13 protein-coding genes are annotated in these 19,826 nt (G+C 56.7%); 6 read left to right on the plus strand and 7 right to left on the minus strand.

Translation table 11 applies throughout. From position 1 onward, the window contains the following. Positions 1-61 precede the first annotated feature (61 nt). From Asbog_RS10645 to Asbog_RS10655, 3 genes are all read right to left on the minus strand, one after another. The gene (locus Asbog_RS10645) at positions 62-1,525 is read right to left on the minus strand and encodes an AMP-binding protein (RefSeq protein ID WP_062165119.1); all 1,464 of its coding nucleotides are present in this window, start codon (positions 1,523-1,525) and stop codon (positions 62-64) included. An 87-nt stretch (positions 1,526-1,612) separates the two neighbouring features. After that, positions 1,613-3,826 carry a Hint domain-containing protein gene (locus Asbog_RS10650; protein WP_171840689.1) on the minus strand — a complete coding sequence of 738 codons (2,214 nt, stop codon included), beginning with the start codon at positions 3,824-3,826 and terminating at the stop codon, positions 1,613-1,615. Between the two features lie 468 nt (positions 3,827-4,294). Beyond that, entirely contained in the window at positions 4,295-6,532 is a 2,238-nt protein-coding gene (locus Asbog_RS10655) for a Hint domain-containing protein (protein ID WP_062165121.1), read from the minus strand. 634 nt (positions 6,533-7,166) lie between these two features. Between Asbog_RS10655 and Asbog_RS10660 the strand changes: the two genes are divergently transcribed. The 5 genes from Asbog_RS10660 to Asbog_RS10680 all read left to right on the plus strand — a co-directional run bounded on the left by Asbog_RS10660 (position 7,167) and on the right by Asbog_RS10680 (position 13,032). After that, positions 7,167-8,144: a glycosyltransferase family 4 protein gene (locus Asbog_RS10660; RefSeq protein WP_062165122.1), complete on the plus strand. Its 978-nt coding sequence runs from the start codon at positions 7,167-7,169 to the stop codon at positions 8,142-8,144. 14 nt (positions 8,145-8,158) lie between these two features. Further along, a complete protein-coding gene (locus tag Asbog_RS10665) occupies positions 8,159-9,310 on the plus strand; it encodes an autotransporter strand-loop-strand O-heptosyltransferase (protein ID WP_062165123.1) in 1,152 nt (383 codons plus the stop codon). Position 9,311: 1 nt separating this feature from the next. Then, entirely contained in the window at positions 9,312-10,715 is a 1,404-nt protein-coding gene (locus Asbog_RS10670; RefSeq protein WP_062165124.1) for an autotransporter strand-loop-strand O-heptosyltransferase, read from the plus strand. Then, entirely contained in the window at positions 10,708-12,468 is a 1,761-nt protein-coding gene (locus Asbog_RS10675; protein ID WP_062165125.1) for an AMP-binding protein, read from the plus strand. Before Asbog_RS10670 ends, Asbog_RS10675 begins: the two co-directional genes overlap by 8 nt. A gap of 279 nt (positions 12,469-12,747) precedes the next feature. Next, positions 12,748-13,032 carry a hypothetical protein gene (locus tag Asbog_RS10680; RefSeq protein WP_031241304.1) on the plus strand — a complete coding sequence of 95 codons (285 nt, stop codon included), beginning with the start codon at positions 12,748-12,750 and terminating at the stop codon, positions 13,030-13,032. A 49-nt stretch (positions 13,033-13,081) separates the two neighbouring features. On the opposite strand, the gene Asbog_RS10685 is transcribed toward Asbog_RS10680, so the two are convergent. The 3 genes from Asbog_RS10685 to Asbog_RS10695 form a co-directional block, all read right to left on the minus strand. Next, positions 13,082-13,666, minus strand: coding sequence for a tetratricopeptide repeat protein (locus tag Asbog_RS10685; RefSeq protein WP_062165126.1), 585 nt, complete (start codon positions 13,664-13,666; stop codon positions 13,082-13,084). Positions 13,667-13,669: 3 nt separating this feature from the next. Beyond that, a complete protein-coding gene (locus tag Asbog_RS10690; protein WP_083510991.1) occupies positions 13,670-15,997 on the minus strand; it encodes a TonB-dependent receptor domain-containing protein in 2,328 nt (775 codons plus the stop codon). 310 nt (positions 15,998-16,307) lie between these two features. Next, on the minus strand, positions 16,308-17,642 hold the full coding sequence (locus Asbog_RS10695) for a carbohydrate porin (RefSeq protein ID WP_062165127.1): 1,335 nt from the start codon (positions 17,640-17,642) through the stop codon (positions 16,308-16,310). A gap of 146 nt (positions 17,643-17,788) precedes the next feature. On the opposite strand from Asbog_RS10695, the gene Asbog_RS10700 reads away from it, so the two are divergent. Then, positions 17,789-18,631: a PhzF family phenazine biosynthesis protein gene (locus tag Asbog_RS10700; RefSeq protein ID WP_062165128.1), complete on the plus strand. Its 843-nt coding sequence runs from the start codon at positions 17,789-17,791 to the stop codon at positions 18,629-18,631. Positions 18,632-18,688: 57 nt separating this feature from the next. On the opposite strand, the gene Asbog_RS10705 is transcribed toward Asbog_RS10700, so the two are convergent. Continuing rightward, a complete protein-coding gene (locus tag Asbog_RS10705) occupies positions 18,689-19,816 on the minus strand; it encodes an MDR/zinc-dependent alcohol dehydrogenase-like family protein (RefSeq protein ID WP_062165129.1) in 1,128 nt (375 codons plus the stop codon). Positions 19,817-19,826: the final 10 nt, after the last annotated feature.

A 19,826-nucleotide genomic window follows, 5' to 3' on the forward strand; every position in this document is an offset into this window, starting at 1 on the left:
CCAGGATTTCGCATCCTGTGCCTGTTGTTGCGGGCCGAACAATGCCGACCCTTCTTGTTATTCAACCCAGCGAATTTTCCGAACGCTGGAAGGCACCCGACAATCTCTCGCGATCCACGCGACCATCGAGTGACCAGGGAATATGATCAACGGACATCACACGAACGGGCGGCAGGGTGGGATAGAAAGCCCTGAGCGCCTGAGCGAGACGCTCCGTGTCGAACTCCGAAGAAGAGGCAATGGCGATGTTGATGCGTGTGCGCCCGGTCTCATCAAGAGAGAGAAAACTGCCAAGTTCACGCATTTCGAGCATATCCCGCGCAATGTCATCAACGACGCCCAGATCGAATTTTTCACCACCAATGGATACAAGATCATCCACACGCCCGGTGATACAAATTATGCCTTCCTTATCGATCCGCCCGCGATCACCGGGATAGAACCAGCCCTCCGCAAACCGACGGGCCTGACCTGACAGGCGATCGACATAACCGTCGAGCAGACCGGAACTCCTGATACGGACAATACCTTCCTTGCCGGGTGCGACCAGTTCGTCCTGCTCGTTGACAATCTGCAGAGTGACCCAGGGAGGGGTAACACCCACCATATCGTCCGCTGTAAATTTTGCGGCATCGCCGAGCGCAAGAGCGCCGCATTCATCCGTCCCATAGGCTGACAGGATATGAGGCGTGAGCCGGGCCAGCGCCTTGTCACGCAGCAGATGGTTGAGACGGCCACCTGTCACTACCAGCCTGAGCGTATCGAGCGGCCTCATGCCCGGCGGCAGAACCTCGAGAATATGTGCGAGATGACCCGGCGTGACGACGGCAACAGTCGGGATCTTTCGTGCAATCAGAATACCAATATCGGTGTGACTGACAAAGTTGAGCGGTGAGCCGCTGCACAACCCGGTGCAACCAACAATGAAGCCCGTGAGCGAGATGACGCCGATTGTGGAAAGCACGTGGGGATGCGTGGCGGCAACGGCAGTAAGGGACTGGTCCTGCATAACCATATGCATGATCGCCATTTCCGCCTGACGGAACGTCATGGCAAGAACCTGGCGCTCGGCATCCGTTCCTGCGGCAATCGCGTAGCGGCACACAGCATCATAATCAATCGCGTGATTGCAGGGCTTCGCATCAGCCTGACAGACACGCGCCAGCCAGTCGTCACTGATTTCGAGAACCTGCACATCCTGCAGCGATAACCCTCCCATGGAAATCATGATATCCGGCTCAAGGAGGCGGACATCACGCAGAAAGGACGGGTCGGAACTCTCGGGGAATGAGGCGCTTGCAAGCCCCAGTGATGCCAGAGACAGAATCAGTACCCAGTGCCAGTAAAGATTACCGCAATGGATCCCGACCAGCCTCGGATCAGCCTCTCTGAGTTTGATCAATGCCTGGGTTACAGCCGTCACATCATGATCAAGCTGACCAAACGTCCAATCCTGTGCGAGGCTGTCAAATGCCAGGGATTGCGGGTTCTGCCTGGCATGCCGCAGGGCCATAACATGAAACATAAATAACAATCCCCAAACGCAAACGGGGCGGCCATGACGGCCGCCCTGGGTCCCCCTTTCAGAAGAGGCCCGATTAAACCATGAAACTCAGCCCACCTGAGCTCCGCAAAGTTGGGCGGGGGCCTGTGTAAGATATGGCCCACCTGCCAAGACTTCAATTGCAACAATACAAACTGCGTCAGACTGTCGATCACTGAGATCAATCAATGCAGAACCAGTTGTCCAGCGCTGACGACCATCCTCAATATTTGCCCAACCTTCAAGAGTTTCATCACTCAGATGGTCAGCAAGATGACGTGTTCTATCGGCCTCCCATATCTGGATTTCGCCAACAAGCACGCCTAGATGGCGACGATCATCATGAAATGGCCCAATCACATCGACCGGACGCGAAACACGCGAAACCAGCCTCACGCGCTTGGCATCGGGCGGGAGCATGAACACGCTGGAACGATTGACCACGCGCATCCTGCGCATGATGCGCCCCTTTTCGTCCACGAGGTGAAGATCAGGATCTTCAGTAATTTCAGGCGCTTGCTGGTTTGATCCGAGGTTGAGCGACGCGGCGCGGTGCGCCAGAGAGGCATGCAGAGGCTCGACAAAACCACGATCAACACGCAGCGGAGCGGCTCCATCGCCCTCCCATGTTGCCTCGGGAGCGTTCAGAAGGTGCACGACAGCGCCAGACTGCGCAAAACGCTTGCGGTCGCCCGTGTCGAGATAGCTCTCGCTCAGAGCGTTATCCGCCCAGATAATGGAGTGCTCATCTGTTTCGACGTGATAATAATCAAAGTGTGTGATGGTGCGATCGTAGAAGATACTGCGACCATTAACGAGCATACGCGCGGGTACAAAAGCCCCATTGAGATACATGGCATGCTCGGGTGTCACCAAAAGGTCCCGACTCGGCACCCCCTCGCCCAGCGCGTTGCGAACGATGCGTACGGGATAACCCGCCTCGTCATCTTCGAGCCACGTGCGAACGATTGTAGAGCGATGACCCAGCCAGACAATCTCACGGTAAACGGTCTCGCCATCAACGAAAGCCGCCACGCGATCGCCTACCGCCAGATCTTCGACGGCAATTTCGCCGCGATCTGTCAGGATCATGGTGCCCTTGAGGAAGCACTTGTCATAGACGATGATCGTACTGCCGTCTGTCGGATCACGCTCAAGGTGATAATCCGTCGCAGCGTTGCCCTTCGTCCCATGGACATCAGCCGTCCAGACAACCTTGCCAGTCGCATCGACAATGCTGATCGAATTATTGCCGTAGACAATACGCTGCCCATCGGTCCAGCTCAGCGTATCCACATCGATACGCCCCTTCCAGCCGATCGTGATTCCCTTGAGAACAGCGCCAGACTGAACGACGAGTAGACCACCAGGACCCTCGCCATCTTTGCTGATACCCGAAATAACGGCATTCACGAGGGTCGCACCGGAATTGACAGTCAACGTGCCGCCCGCTGCAATAAGCGCCGACGTCATATAGGACTGCGCCTTGAGCGTGGCAGCAGCAGCGGCCTGGATCGTCAGCGTGTCGACCGTGGCAGAGGCATCAGCCACCAGACTGCCGCCTGCGCCAAGGGTCGCAGCAAGGCTGCGTGCGCCGCCGCCGACATGAATAAGCCCACCGTCAGAAGCGATACATCCGCTGGCCCAAGCACCTGCGCCCAGCAACTGCGTGCCCGCACTGAAAAGCGTACCAACGGCCGATCCGCCAGCCGAAACGAGCTGTGTCCCGCCAACAATACTCCCAAGATCCGTGCCACCACTGGCAAGCCCCTCGGTAGACCCAATGTCGAATTTGCTGGCGGAAATCACGCCCGGACCAACAAAAGACTGTCCCTTGAGTGTAAAGCCACCGCCCGCCAGCCCGACGCCACCCGACTGCACATGGGTATCGACAATAAGGCCAGGCGAACCAGCATAGTTGGACATCTTGCTGGCAAGGACGCCACCCTGATTCCCGATCGTGGCACCACTGACGACACCATCGTTGATGGCCGCAAAACCACCGCTGTTATAGGCTGTACCGCCAGCAACCATGCCCTTGCCACCGGCGAGGACAACGCCTCCTGATACGGCCGTTGCGCCATAGGCAACAGCCGCTGCGGACGCAATGAGCATCGCAGGGTTGTTGGTTCCGCCGGCGCCGAGCCCGTCGACATAGACGTTAGACGTTGAATATTTCGCAGCTGTCGTGATCAGCGTCGCGCCGCTCAGTACACGGTATGTTGTCGGACCCGTCTTTGTAATCGACGCGTTACCGCTCATGCCTGTAGAGGTAATACCCATGTGCCATCCTCCCCGCCAGGAACGTCTCATCGGCGCCGTACTGCCATGTTGGCGACAAGCATAGGCAGTATCTTCCGCACAGAAATACAGAAGATGGGGCACACCATGTGATCGTTCACAATTAATTAACTCATAATTCCCTGACATAGAAGAAATCGACACGCAACGAGCTGATATATCAGAACTTATTATAGATGCATTCTATCCCATATTTTGATTATACAAACATTCATTTTGGCGGATAACTAAGTCCATGTTTTCCCGGTGTTTTCAGATGTCCCCTCAATGGTGAGGCGGCATATCCCGACTGGTTTCTTGCGCTAAAAAAAACGTGAATTTTCCGCGCGAGAAGCAGGACCGCATATCCTGACAGCCGAACCCAAACGGCTCGGTAGTCGGTCATCAAACATGAAAAAGGGCGGAAGGGGTCGATACCCCCTTCCGCCCCGCCGTACTGATCAGGATCGCTTACCCAGCGGCGGCCTGATCAACGTCTGCTTCCTTTTCAATCAGATACGGGCCACCCGCCTGGATCTCGATTGAAAGCATAGCAGCAACGCCCGAACGCATATCCGTCAACGGAAGAACTGCATTCCCCGTTGTCCAGCGATGAGCGCCCTGCTCGCGGTTAGCCCAGCCAGACAACGCATCTGCCTTGAGGTGCGTATCGAGCACGCGAGTTTCACCCGCTTCCCAAATCTGAATTTCCCCGACGAGCACACCGAGGCGACGGCGGTCATCTACAAACGGTCCAACCATGTCGACCGGGCGGGCAGTCCTAGAGACGATACGTAATTCGCTCGCATCAGCTGGCACCATGAAGACGTGCGCACGACCCGTCTTGCGCAGAGCACGGATCACACGCCCAGATGTATCAACCAGATGCAGATCGGAATCCTCAGTCGTCGCAGCAGGAAGCGCGATTCGCTCCATACCGAGAACCTTCGCCCGCGCTTCGAGTTCATTGAAGAGAGGCTCGACAAAATCGCGCTCGACCTTCAGCGGCGCAGCGGCATGGAGAGCCCAATCCCGCTGGGGGGCATTCAGCAAACGCACAACCGGGCTATTCAGCGAAAAGGTCTTGCGATCGCCAGTGTCAAGATAGCTTTCGCTCAGTGCACCATCAGACCAAATAATCGAATGTTCGTCCGTTTCCACATGATAAAAATCGAACTGGGTAATAGTGCGATCATAGAAGATACTACTTCCATTTACCAGCATACGAGCCGGCACAAAGGCACCGTTCAGGAACATGGCGTGCTCAGGCGTTACAAGCAGATCCTTATGCGGCACATTCTCACCAAGCGCATTCTGCTTAATACGTACCGGATAACCGGCTTCATCGTCGGGCAATCCCTGACGAACCGTGGTCGAGCGATGACCGGTCCAGATAATTTCACGCAGCACTTCTTTACCATTGACCATGGCAAGCACTTGATCGCCCACGACCAGATTCTCAACCGCAATCTCGCCGCGATCGGTGCGAATCATGGTCCCCTTTAGAAAGCACTTGTCGTACACGAGGACCATGCTTCCGTCAGTGGGATCGGCCTCCAAATGATAGTCAGACGCCACACCTGCGGTCAACGAACCGGTCCACATCACCGTGCCGTCTGCGTTCAGGACAGATATCGTATTACCTGACGCCTGGATCGTCGCACCGGAATTGTAGAGGAGGCTGTCAATATCCAACCGGCTTTTCCAGCCCATTCTGGTAATACCACTCAGAACCGCCCCAGACTCGAGTACCAGCAGGCCACCAGCACCACCGTCTTTTGTGGTTCCAGCGAGCACGCCGTTTACAAGCGTTGCACCCGAAGCAAGAGACAATGTACCACCGCCGGATATTGTTGCTGCAGATATCACCGCGGCCATATCCGCTGACGCAGCACCCGCTGCTTGAACCTGAACCCCGTTCACGACACCATTGGCATTTACATGCAGCGTTCCGCCCGACCCGATCGTAAACGAGGAGCCGACTCCCCCAGCGTAAACCTCGATACGACCACCTGCCGAAGCAATCGATCCGCTGGCAACGCCACCAGCCGAGATGAGCTGGGTCCCCGCGCTGAATATGCTTTTGAGAGCACTTGCCCCAGATGAAACGAACTGGGTGCCGCCGATGAGACTTCCCACATCTGTGCCACCCGAGACGAGCATCTCCGTAGAGCCGACGTCAAATGTACCCCTAGAGATGACACCAGACCCTGCGAAAGCTTGCCCCTTGATAGTGAAGCCGCCACCAGCCAGCGCATAACCGCCAGCCAAGACATGGGAATCGATAACGGTTCCAGCACCACCACCTTCGCCAGAGACAGTCGAAGCCAGCAAACCACCGTTCGAACCGATAGTCACGCCACTTACGAAGCCACCGTTTGCAGCTGCAAAGGAGCCACTGTTCATAGCCGTTCCGCCTGCCGCAGTACCGCCATAAACACCCATGGCGACGCCGCCAAAGCCTACAGTCGAGCCGGAAACAATGCCACCGGCGGATGCGAGCAACAACGCCGGATAGTTAGTGCCACCCGATTGGCCAGGGATAGCACCCGAATTGTTCGGACCGTTACCGAACCCGGAGACAATTGCGCCATTCGTAACGAACCCGGCGCCCTGCACGGTCAGTGTTGCGCCACTGAGAACCGAGTAGACACCGGCTGCGCTAGAAATCTTCGCACCGCTTGCGGTGACATTGGATGTGATAGCCATCTTTATCCCTCAACAAATAACGGTCTGATGCATCCAGCCATCGCGTGCGGCGCGATGAGGTCTTTTTAGACGCCTCAATTTACCGACCATCGACAGCGCCTCCCCTGAAGGAGAGGCACGTTGTCTATTAGCAAACAACAGATGTCATGAACTCGCGGGCGATGCAACAAGTAAGTGTTTGTATAATGCTATCACTTTCGCGCTATCCGAAAAGTGGATGGCCTTGGCGCAGAGCGCCGCTTTGCGCGTCAAAGGAGTGAAAATTAATACTTCGTCATAGTCAATCAAATGTAATCAATTAACTTTTGCGAACGTCAAATCGTCCTGTTAGAATCCCGATTTAAGATTGATACTGCCGTGATTTTGTTGTCGCTAATGACAATCACTGCGTCCCATTCGGTTTATGGTCTGAATTACTTTCTATGACGCTCTGTCGGGGATATTTCAGCAGCATGCAAGCGCGAGTGACTGCACCGTGGGAAAGGATATCCCTGTGCTTGGTGGAACAGAAATGCCAAGGTGTCGTGCAACAATGCAGGCGGGAAGCAGGTCGTATTTTCGTCACTGGAACATCGGGCCCAGAGCCTATACCTCGCTGCATGACAATCTTTCGCACCGATAAAGGACCCTGAGAGTGAAGATTATTTTTCTTAATCCGTTCAGCCCAGAAGTCATCTCGGGCGGGATCAAGGTCACCTATCAGCATGCCGAAATTCTCGCGCAGGTAGGCTACGATGTGATGGTCTACCAGCCGGCCGGCAAGCCAACGTGGATAGAAGTCTCGGACCACATCACCGTTTGCGACAATTTCAGCGCGGCGGACGACGATATTCTGATTTTCCCTGAAATTTTAGCAGATTGGCTGCTCGAAATGGCGATGACACCGTTCGCGGGCACGAAGGTATTATTCTGCCAAAATCCTTTTTATCTTTATAGCTATAGACAGAGCGGCCAGGCTTTGCATGACATGGGTTTCCGGCATTTCATCGTACCAGGAAATGAGACAGCCCAGTCTCTCAAAGCGGTCTTGCGCGTTCCCGAGGTATACATCATCCCGAATTCGGTTGATACAAAGCTCTTCCACCCCAGGGAAAAACAGCTTTGCATCACAACCAATCCGCGCAAATGGCCCGCAGAAAGCGTGAATTCACCGCTTTTTTTTATCATTATGTGCATGCTGCATCTCAAATATCCTGAAACCAGCAATGTCCCCTGGAACCTCTTGGAAAACTGCAGTCAAAGCGAAGTCGCGGACATCATGGGAAAGTCAGCTATATTTCTAGCTTTGTCACGACAAGAGGCACTTCCGCTCACCCCACTTGAAGCTATGGCGTCCCGCTGCGCGCTCGTGGGCTTCCATGGGACAGGCGGAAAGGACTATGCCTCGCACCGCAATGGCCACTGGTTCTCACCGGAACAATGTGAGGAAGTCGTCGACTGTCTCGCTCAACTTATTTTTGAATTCAAGCAGAGGTCGCCACGCATTGACAGAATGCTCGACGATGCTGAAAAGACCGCTCGTCAATATTCAGTTAGCGCTACACGTCAGGCCGTTCTTCGGGTTTACGGCGAGATATGTGCTGAACACAGCGCGCGCTGCCGCGCCGTATAGCCGAGAGCATCAAAATGGACCTTCCGCTGAGCCAGGTCGGCCCCGAGGGAATTAAGTACGACTTTCAGGACGGCTGCCGTATCGGCCTACCTCCTGATAAATGGCGCGTAGAAATCAAGGATACCGCCACCCAAACTCTTTTGTTCGCACAAGATCTCGCGGCTGGCGTGGTTTGCACGACCAAGAGATACTTTGTTCCTTTTGCCTTCCGTGTCCAGCGCAGGGGTGTGACTGTATTCGAGCATGACTTCAGTCTTGTCGGCAAGGATATCCTGATTGATATGCACCTTGGCGCTCTGGGGGATCATCTGGCTTGGATGGGGCATGTCGAAGCCTTTGCCGCTCGCCATCGTTGTCGTATACATTGCCTTGTACGCCCGGGTTTCGCGGATCTATTTGCGGGACGAAACGATGCACTCATTGTTACTGAGGACCAGTCGATCCTCGAGCAAGGCTTTTACGCGCGCTACAAGGTTCTTATCTTCTTCAACGATCTGAACCGCGATCATCAGCCCACCGACTACCGGCAAGTCGGCCTGATCGTATCAGGAGCCTACATCCTGGGAATGCCCCCAAAGGAAAGACGTCCAAGGATACGCATTGCCGATGGGGGGCGCCCTATCGAGGAGCCCTATGTCTGTATCGGCACCCAAGCGACCGGCCATAACAAATATTGGAATAATCCCGAGGGCTGGCACCGCACCGTCAGCTATCTGAAGGAAAAGGGCTACCGCGTGATTTGTATCGATCGTGATCGTGTTGCCGGTCACGAAACGATCTGGCACCATATTCCCCACGGCGCCGAGGATATGACCGGAGCCATCCCGCTGAGCGAGCGTGCAAGATGGCTCCAGCACGCCGATTTCTTTATCGGCTTGTCGAGCGGTTTGTCGTGGCTAGCGTGGGCAAGTGCCTGCCCCGTCATCATGATCAGCGGATTCACTGAGCCCTATAACGAGTTTGAGACCCCATACCGTGTAATCAATCGACATGTCTGCAATGGTTGTTCAAATGACGTCACGATCGAGTTCGACCGTACGAACTATATGTGGTGCCCCCGTCACGCCAACACAGAGCGTGACTTCGAATGCACGAAGATGATCGCATACGAACAGGTTGAACTGATGATCAATCAGGTCATCGCCGACCGGCAGAGCCGAGGCTGATATGAGCAAGATTGATGCCATCATTGATTCAATCCTGAACTTCGACTCAAATGACACCTCTGGTGCGGCGTCAAACCAGCCGGCGGACGGCGACGAAAGCGCCGAACCGCAGGCAGAGAACGACGCGACAACGACATCATCCAGCTCAAACGTATCGAGCGCTCCGGCGCTGCTTGACGGCGGCGCTTTCCCTGAACCAGCGCCGTCGCCCACACAACGTACCGAGCACGATATTGCCTTCGACTTCAACGCAGGGGCGCGCATCAGCGTGCCGCCGGGTCGCTGGCAGGTCAAAATGATGGACATGGAGCGCTCGATATATCTTTATAACGATGAAGCCAGCAATTGCACGATCCTCGGAGTAAAGCGCTACTTCATCCCCATGCGTATCGAGGTGCAGTCGCTTGATACCAACGAGACCGTTCTCGTTCACGAATATGACTGCCGTGACCGGGACGTGGCCATATTGCTGCCTGGCAACACGTTGGGCGACGCTGTTGGATGGTTTTCCTATGCGATCAAGTTCCAGGAAAAACACCACTGCCGATTAACGGTCGCCATGAACCCGGAAGCCTGCAAATTATTTGCCGGTCAGTACCCAGGGATCCGGTGTTGCACACTCGCCGAGTATGCAGCCGAACGCGATAAATTCTACGCCACGTACTATATCGGCCTCTTTTTCAGCGATGCTGACCACAATTGGCAGCCCTCGGATTTCCGTCTGGTGGGCCTGCACCGGACAGCGGCGCATATTCTGGGCGTCGACGATCAGGAAGTACCCCCGCGTATCACGCCATGGCCCGTCGCCACGCGCCCGATCGACAAGCCTTATGTCGTGATCGCTACCCAGGCCTCAAGCCAGTGCAAGTACTGGAATAACCCGCATGGCTGGCACAAGGTGATTGATCATCTGCACATGCTTGGCTACGAGGTCGTGTGCATCGACAAAAGCCCGGTGGGCGGTCATCGCAATCACTGGAACTATATTCCGCATGGCACCCGTGACGAAACGGGGGACCGTCCGCTCGCCGAACGCGCCTGGTGGCTCCATCACGCGGCGTTCTTTATCGGCCTCTCAAGTGGCCTGTCCTGGCTCGCTTGGGCAGCCAGAACGCCGGTTGTCATGATCAGTGGATTTACCCATCCGTCAAACGAGTTCCATACGCCCTATCGCGTGTTCAATCCTCATGTCTGCAACAGTTGCTGGCATGATATCAGAACACCCTTCGAGCACAGCGATATCCTCTTTTGCCCACGCCATGCGGACACGCCCCGGCAGTTCGAATGCACCAAACTGATCACGCCCGAACATGTCATCGCTTACTGCGACAAACTGCATGCGCAACACGCCACGGTGACAGTGCCTTCCTCCGACGACAGCGAACAGGCTTTGCAAGATGTATGAAGACGAACAGGCCATTGTCGGAACAGAGGCCTGGAAGGAACGCACGCTCGTCGATTTGCTCAGGCTCCGCCGCCTGACGAAAAAGGAAAATCCGATTTTCCTTTTTCTCGGTGATGGAGAGAACGTCACCGAAACGCTAAGCGCCGTCGAACTGCATGAGCGTGCAGCGTCGGCAGGTGCCCATCTCGCACGTACCCTGCCCAAGGGCGCCCATGTCGTTCTCCTTTTCGAAAACGGCATCGAGTATATCGTGGCTTTCTTTGCGTGCCTGTATGCAGGGCACGTGCCTGTTTCAGGTGTCTATCCCAGCGCCATCGGGGCTACGGAACGCTTTGCTTTCATACTGCAGGACAGTGAGGCAAAGGCTGTACTGGGCAAACGCGATACACTGACCCTCTTCCATCAGGGGCAGGCCGCCAAAAGTGGCTTGAAGTGGATTCCGCTTGAGAGCGCTCTCAAGGCGGTGCCGCTTGATGAGCCGGTCGCGCTCACATCCGATACACTGGCTGTCATCCAGTACACCTCGGGCTCGACGGAAAACCCGAAAGGCGTTTGCCTCACCCATCGCAACATCTGCCACAATATTCACGCGCAACTCATTTCGTTTCAATATCAGGACAATGATACCGGGCTGAGCTGGCTGCCATTTACCCATGATATGGGTCTGGTTGGCGCCGTGCTTCCTGCACTGGCTGCGGGCAATCCCTTCTACTTCATGGGACCTGACAAGTTTATCGAGAAGCCATCGCGCTGGCTTCAGGCGATCAGCCGATATGGCGCAACCATTTCCGGCGGCCCGGATTTTGCGTACCGCTATTGCGCCCGCCTGCCAGAGCAGGACATTTCGCCTGACTGGAACTTTTCACGCTGGACCATTGCCTTCAATGGCTCAGAGAATATCAGTCCCGATACGCTGGAAAAATTCAAGACGCGCTTCGAGAAACAGGGCTTCCGAGGCGGGTCCTTCTACCCGTGTTACGGTCTGGCCGAAAACTCATTGCTCGTGACCTCCGGACGCAAAGGCGCCGGTGTCAGTCTTGTCGCATTCGACCGCGAAGCCCTGAGTCACGGCAAGGCGCTGCCGCTCGCCAATCCAGGCAGCGAGGCTGACCGCGAGACCGTTTCCGTTCTTGCAAGCTGTGGCACGCCCCATGAGGATCAGCATATCCATATCGTCGAGCCCGAACATCAGACCTTTTTGCCCGAGGGCACGGTCGGTGAAATCTGGATCGATAGTCCCAGCGTCAGTGTTGGCTACTTCAACAGTCCGCTTCGCAATGCCCAGTTCTTTGTCGAGCGCGAAGGCAAACGGTATCTCCGCACGCAGGATTTCGGTTTTATTCACCATGGCGAGCTTTTCCATGTCGGGCGCCTGAGTGAAAAATTCCTCTATGAGGGAAATGTCTACTATACGAATGATATCGCCCTCTCACTTAGTCAGACACTCGATGGCGCGCTTTGCGTCGTGGTGCCGCCCGCCCTGCCTGAGCGCGACCTGCCAAGTCTGATCATCGAGCACGACGCTATCGAGGCCATTCCGTCCCTTCGACAGCGGATCGTCACAACGATGAACAGCTATCGCATCGCCCGTTTCGCCTTCTATTTCATTCGCAAGGGCTTTGTGATCCGCACACCCAGCGGCAAGATACGGGCTGATCTGACGCTGGAGAATATCCTTGCCGAGAAATCGGCCATCGTTCTCTCCGGTGATACGCAGGCTCCCGTCGCGACAGGCATGAGCCGCATGATCTGACGCCTGGCTTGAAAAGACGGCATCCGACACAACCTTCCTGATAGGCCAATCGGATGCGCGCCAGCATTTCTCACATTACGGGTATGGGCTCATATTGGCCTTGTTTGAGGCCATGTCGGTCACGTATTCAGAACACGACGTCGAAGCTTCACGCCAAGCCTGCAAGACGCGCCACGCTTTTGCCTCAAGAACCGTGCTTGTTCGGGTAAAGGCGTTATGACATCCTTAACGTCGCCTCGACCCGGCTGCGTTCAATCAATAATCAAAGGCACTCTGCAAATGGCAGATAATACTTCAGACAAGATCTTGCATCAGATCGCACAGGGGATTGCATCGCTCAGTGCAGAATCCGCACCGATCATCTTTGCCGACAACGTGCCGGTCTATGGTCATGTCGGAGGTATCATCACGGTCACACTCGCGGCAGAGCGCCCTTATGGTAACGAGATTGTCGTGGCACCGACCGCTCATCTGCGCCTGACGCCCAAAGCAGCCAAGTTGCTTGCAGAATCAATTCTCAAGGCATTTGCAATGGGAGAACGCAAGGAAGCCTCGGTCAACTAAGCGCCGCACATCGCCCCGGCGCATCCGACCTCGGGCCGATGACTATCCTTCAGACGCCACTCAGCGCGTCGAGCCGGGCCAGATTGATAGCAGCTGTCGCGTCGCCACAATCGCGCCCGGCACTATAATAGTCTCTAGCGTGGAGAGGATTGGCAGGGCAGTCACCATAGCCATCCTCGTGAATCAGCCCGAGCATATTGAATGCCTTCCCCACACCGCGGCGGGCTGCCTCCATGTAAAGGGTACAGGCGCGAACACGGTCCTGCACCACACCATCGCCGTTCAGATAAAGATCGGCCAGATTATAAAACGCCCATCCCTCACCGCCTGATGCTGCGCGCTCAAAGAGGCGACGCGCCTCATGCACGTCGCGTTTCGTCCCCCAGCCCTGCTCGAACACACGCCCCAGCATATTGAGACATGTCGGATGCTCTGACTGCGCGGCCTGTGAGAAAAGGCAGAAGGCCTCGCTCATCGCCCCACGATCAAGATTCCATTGTGCGAGATAGAGTTGCGCCGCCACCGAGTTTTCGAGCGGCGGCAAACGCGGCGCAACGACCTGAGGGGAGGCAGGCGTTATGCCTGCCTCCCCTTCATGATTATCCCGATCCGGCTCAGGAACGTCAGCCCGCATGGCTCAGAAGCGCAGACCGACCGAACCTAGGAATGTCCGACCCGAAAGCGGGACAGCACGCGAGGTCGAGAAGGCCGAGGCGTAGTTGCGATGATTGGTCAGGTTATTGGCGTTGAACTGAACATGGTAGTGCGAAATGTCGTAGGAAATCATGCCATTGAGCGACACGTTATCCGGCATACGCCCTGTACGGCCTTCGTTGGACCAGTAACCCGACGAATACTGCACACCACCGCCGGCCTGCAGCTTGCCGTTATTGGGCTTCAGGACCAGACTGGACACATCATAGGTGCTCCAGACCGACAGGCTGTTCGCAGGCAGCTGCGGTGCACGATTGCCGCCATAAAGCGCGCTGTTCGTCACCTTGCCACCCATATAGGCGTAGGAGCCATAGATTTCCCAGTTGCGGGTCAGCTTGCCTGTGGCGCTGACTTCAAGACCGCGAATACGACGACCGGAGCCTGCATCCTGGAAGCCAGTGATGATGTTGCCGTCATCGTCATAGGTGAAGGAGTTGTTCTGCTCGATCTGGAAGATTGCGCCAGTCACGCCAAGGCGCTTGTTGAAGAAATCGGCCTTGCCACCCAGTTCATACAGGTCGCTGCGCTGCGGCTTGAGGTCGCGCCCATTGGCCGCCACATCGCCGATGCTTGTCGAGCTCATGGTCAGTGAGGAAACATCCGTACCCACAGGCTTATAGGACTGCGAGAAGGTGAAGTAGAAGGTCGTGTTCTCCAGCGGTTCGTACATCAGGCTGGCGGACGGGCTGAACTTGTTCGATTTCTGCTTCTGCACGCCGATCGAGGATTGAGCCGCACTCCAATAGGTCGAGCGGTAATCGTCCCAACGCACCGTGCCATAGACCGAGATCTGTTTGGTCAGGTGGATCTTGTCTGCCAGAAACAGACCCAGATCGCGGAAATCCGCCGTGCGGCTGCCCGTTGCCGGGAAGGTCAGCATGGTGCCCGGATATTCGAATTGCGGCGCACGGATCTGCTGGTTATTCACCCGGTTGATCCAGGTGCCGTAAAGACGATCATCCTTGGTATAATTGATGTCCACACCAGCGCGAATATCGTGGTGCATGAAGCCGGTCCGGAACTTGGAATGGCCCATGCTGACATTCTGCACGCCCCAGCCAGCCTGATCGTACCCCATGCCACCACCGGCGCCATAAGTCAGTGTCGGATTGCCGCCAGCCAGGAAGGAGGTTGCGCACGCTCCGGAGCAGGCTGCGGGCGTCGTCGCTGCAAAATTGCGGGTGTAATGCGAGTAACGTGTGTCGTTCGACAGGGTCAGCCATTTGGATAGCACGGAAGCGAATTTCGAGGTGACAATGTGCACATTGCCCATGTCGCGGTCGAAATTGCGCGAATAATTCGTGTCACGTGGCAGGCCGTATTCCGTGATCGGACGATAGGTCTTGCCGATCTGGATCATCGACACGCCGTAATCGGGACGACCGCGGCTGCCGAGCCACTGATAATTCAGATGCCAGGTGTTCTTCGTGCCCAGCCCGACACCCAGATCGGCAGCAGCGCCGTAGCGATCGGTGCGGACATTGTTGCGGTCTGCCACCATCTGCTTGTTGTACATGCCGTTCACGCGAAGGGCGGTATGGGCATTGATCTCGTAATTGGCATCCGCCGAACCACGATACTGCATGCCACTGCCAAAGGACTGATCAGCCCCGAAAGCATTGCCGCTATGCGCCTTCTTGAGCGTCTGATTGATGACGCCGCCCACATTGCCGGCACCGAAATACTCGCCAGACGGTCCCTTCACCACCTCGACGCTCTCGGTGTTATAAACGTCGCGCACATAATTGCCGAAATCGCGCAGGCCATCCTCATAGATGTCGCCACGTGCCTGCTGGCCACGAATACGGAACTGGTTGCCGTTCATGCCGCCATTGCCCTCACCGGCAGACATGGTGATGCCCGGCACGTTGGACAGCGCCTGATCGAGCGTGAAGAGACGCTGCTCCTCGATCAGCTGCTTTGGCACGACGCTGACCGTCTGGGGCGTTTCACGCACGTTATCGGGCATACGGCCGATATCAAGCGTCGTCGTGTTGGTGTTGAGCGTGTTGATCTGCTCCTTGCCGTGCACGCGCACGGCTGGCAGCGCGATGGACTGCCCATCACTCGCCTTCTGGTCTGTCGTGACGGCATCCTGCGCTTCAGCGTCCTCGGCAGCGCCAAGCCCCATACCGGCCGTGAGCGCCAGCAGCAGAAGACGTTTCTGTTTGCCTGAGTAACTACCGGATACCACTGTGCGGGGGGCGCTATTATTCAGCGTTCCACAAGGGAACGTGCAGTCTTCAGGCATACGACTCACCAGAAATCCGTTATTGACAGCGAAAGCGAGGCGCAGAACGACCTGAAATGTTTTGACATATCCGAATACAACTCGGAAATTCCTCTCCATTACCTGCCGATGCAGGTATCAATACTCAGAATCGCGGCGCTCGGCCTTCGATGCTGTGTTTCGGGCAAGTTACATTCAGATGCAAACGATTCTTAAAATCTTTCTTAACTCGGACCAGATATGTGCTTTTTCTGCAACATTTCGTCGGCACAGCCCGAGCAGGCTTCCCTGGCAAGATGCGCCTGCTTCACGCGAGTCAGAGTTCATTGTGTCAGATGAACTCGATATGCGTCTTGACGCCCATCAGAAGCTGGTTCCGCAGGCCAGGCTGTAGCCCAGGGTTGATGTAATACTGGAGGTCAGGCGCAATCGAGACACCACGCCAGATATGCAGTTGATAAAACACCTCGATGATGCCCCCCCAATCCTGAGGTCGTCTGGTATGCCCCCGCAAATGCCCCCCCTGCGCATAGGCGGCCAGCTGCGCCCGGCGCGCAGCGCGCGAGACCTGAATGACCGTCATATCAAGCCCGATGGCATCGCTCGGGCGGGAGGCGATCATGCCACGCATGAACAATCCCAGAGAATACTGGGCCTTGCGCAAGGCTGTGCGTGGCGCGTTCCAGTAAGCCGCCCCCAGCAGGGTCAGCCCGGCATCGCGACCATGCCCCTTGAAGCGCCAGACCATCTGATCCGCCATGACCCATGCCGACCATGCCCCCTTGATCTGGCGTGGCGATGCGCTGACCAGATAGAGGTTCTGCCCTTCCATGCCCTCGAAACGGCTGTCATGACGGGCCGTGTCGTAAACAAAGCCGAGCTTGTAGAGACCAGACAGGCCCTTCCTCGGCCCGAAGGCCGGTGTCCAGCTCAGCTCAAGCGGCAGGGCCATGCCATCGATCGTGGCGCCGTTGAACTTGAAGCCCGTGCGTGTCTGATGGTGCGTATAGATCGCCTCGGTTTCAGTCAGGTAGAGACCGGTCTTGATGGCCATCTCATTGGTAATCTGCACGCGCACCCGTGTCGCCCAGTTCGACATGGGGAATGGCGCATGAGCCTTGTTATCCGATGCTGCACGCGGATTGCCGCAAAAAGCGCCGTTCATGAAATTGCAGTAGAGCGGATTGGCCGAGAAATCGGAAAGGAACGTCATGCGCCCCACAGCCGCGCTCACCCGGTCATACAGCATGGATTTTTCAACATAGGCCGAGACCAGATGGATCACGACATTGCCGACACCGCCATAGGTGGCCTGGCTCGGATTCAGAAAATCTCCGAATTTGTGGCTCGTCGGGCTGCCATAGCCACTGGCAAGAATGATATGCGTCGAGACACCTTGCAGGGCCGCCAGACGTTCCCAGTCGATGTCGCTGCCATAGGTGAAGATACCGACATTGCCGACACCCTTCTCCAGCCCCAGCCCGGGCGTGGGAGAGCCGATCATCGCCTGCGTCTCGTTGGTATGCTGCACGTGAAACATCACGCCGTGCTCGCGTAACGCCGAGAGACTACCGAGCGTGGCAAGAGAATCAGCCCGTGCAATCCCGGCATGACCCATGATGATGCTGACCCCGAGCGTAACGCCCAGTCTAGACACGCCTCTCATGGTTGTGCTCCTCCTGCCTTCAGGTCCTCTCTATCGTCCCGTGGTTCAAGCGGCGGTTTGTGGCGATTTTCGGCCGGTCTGGCCCGTGCAATGTTTTGTCTGTTACGCTTGTGTTCTGTCTCTCCCGCTCTACGAAAGGGTCGATCATGAGCGACCATCCCTTCCGGCAGGTCGATGTTTTCGCCGCCACACCCTTCGCCGGTAATCCCCTGGCGGTCATTCTGGATGCCGATGGCCTTGATGATGCGCTGATGGCCCGCATCGCCAACTGGACCAATCTGAGCGAGACAACCTTCCTGTTACGCCCCACGACGCCCGAGGCCTCGTATCGTGTGCGTATCTTCACGCCCGGCGGTGAGCTTCCCTTTGCGGGGCACCCGACACTCGGCACAGCCTTTGTATGGGCCTCCCTCCCCGGCAACACCCATAATGGCACCATCGTGCAGGAATGTGATGTGGGGCTGGTGCGCGTGCGGGTTGATGATACACGTTTTGCTTTCGCAGCCCCACCGAGGCGACGGGCCACCCCCCTGACGATCGAAGAGCGCAATACCGCCTGCGCGGCGCTGGGCCTTGCTCCCGATGATATTCTGGATGCTGCCTGGGGGGATAATGGCCCACCCTGGCAGCTTCTCTCCCTTCGTGAGCGCAAGGATGTGCTCTCGGTCAGGCCTGACTGGTCGAGAATGGGCGACAATCTCTACGGGATCGTGGCGCCCTGGCAGGAAGACCGTGATGAGACAGGCGCTGCCTTAGAGATCAGGGCCTTTGTCGGCCAGAACCAGGGATTTGAGGACCCGGTGACCGGCAGTCTCAATGCCGCCATGGCCCAGTGGATGATTGGCAAGGGCGCAGCCCCGGAGAGCTATATCGCGAGCCAGGGTACTGCGATGGGCCGCAATGGCCGTGTTTCAATCGTCAAGAACGGGGAGACGATCTGGGTCGGGGGAACTGTCACGCCACGCATTGCGGGCACGCTGACACTCTGAAAACAGAAAAGGCGGCTCCTTTCGGAACCGCCTTTCCCACCTGATACACGTTTGATCTTATGGGATCAGGACCGTCTTGATGGACTTGTCGCCCTTCTTCATCAGGTCGAAGCCTTCCTTCCACTGGTCCAGCGGCAGGGAGTGGGTCACCACACCCTCGACCGGCAGACGACCATCGGCAATGGCGGCAATGGTGAAGGGGTAGCAGTACGGACCCAGATGCGCACCGAGCACGTCCAGCTCCTTACGGTCGGAAATGATCGACCAGTCGCAGGTCACTTCATCGCCGAACACGCTGAACTCGACGAAGCGGCCGAGCTTGCGGATCATGTGCAGGCCCTGACGAACGCTCGAGGGATGGCCGGTTGCTTCGATATACACATCGCAGCCATAGCCACCGGTCAGTTCCTTGACCTTGGCCACCACGTCTTCTTCAAGCGGGTTCATCACGATATCCGCGCCGAACTTCTTGGCCAGATCCAGACGGTCCTGCTTGGTGTCGAGCACGATCAGCTTGCTCGGGTTCTTCAGGCGGGCAGCGCCCACCATGCCCAGACCCAGCGTACCGGCACCCGCCAGAACCACCACGTCATCAAGCTGGATGTTCGCACGGTTCACAGCGTGAACGGAGCAGGCATAGGGCTCGATCAGGGCAGCCGCCTCGGCAGGCATGTCCTCGGGAACACGATGGGTGCGCGACGTCTTGGGGAAGCGCATGTACTTCGCCATGGCGCCGTTGGTGTTGTTCTGGAAGCCGTACAGGTCGTGACGCTCGCACATCCAGTACTGACCGCCCTTGCAGTAGCGGCAATCGTCGCAGGGAACGATCTGCTCGCTGATCAGGCGGTCACCCACCTTGTACTGCCCGCGCAGGTTCTCGCCGATCTCGACAGCGCGCCCGATGAATTCGTGGCCCGGGATCATCGGCGGCTTGACGTAGCGGGGCTGTTCCTTGTCGCCCCAGAAGGAAGGGGCGCCCAGGAAGCACTTGATGTCACCGGCGCAGATGCCAACGGTCTCGACTTCGATGATGATGTCATCGGGACCGGCGCGGGGGACATCCACCTCTTCCCAGCGATAATCGCCGGGTTCGTAGGCGACGACGGCCATCATCTTTTCCGGCAGGGCGACGCTGGCTGCTTCTTTCTGCAGGGCACCCAGGTCAGGCGTAACAATCTTGTTCATGGTCTTGGTC

It is taken from the genome of Asaia bogorensis NBRC 16594 (assembly GCF_001547995.1).
Lineage (GTDB): Bacteria > Pseudomonadota > Alphaproteobacteria > Acetobacterales > Acetobacteraceae > Asaia > Asaia bogorensis.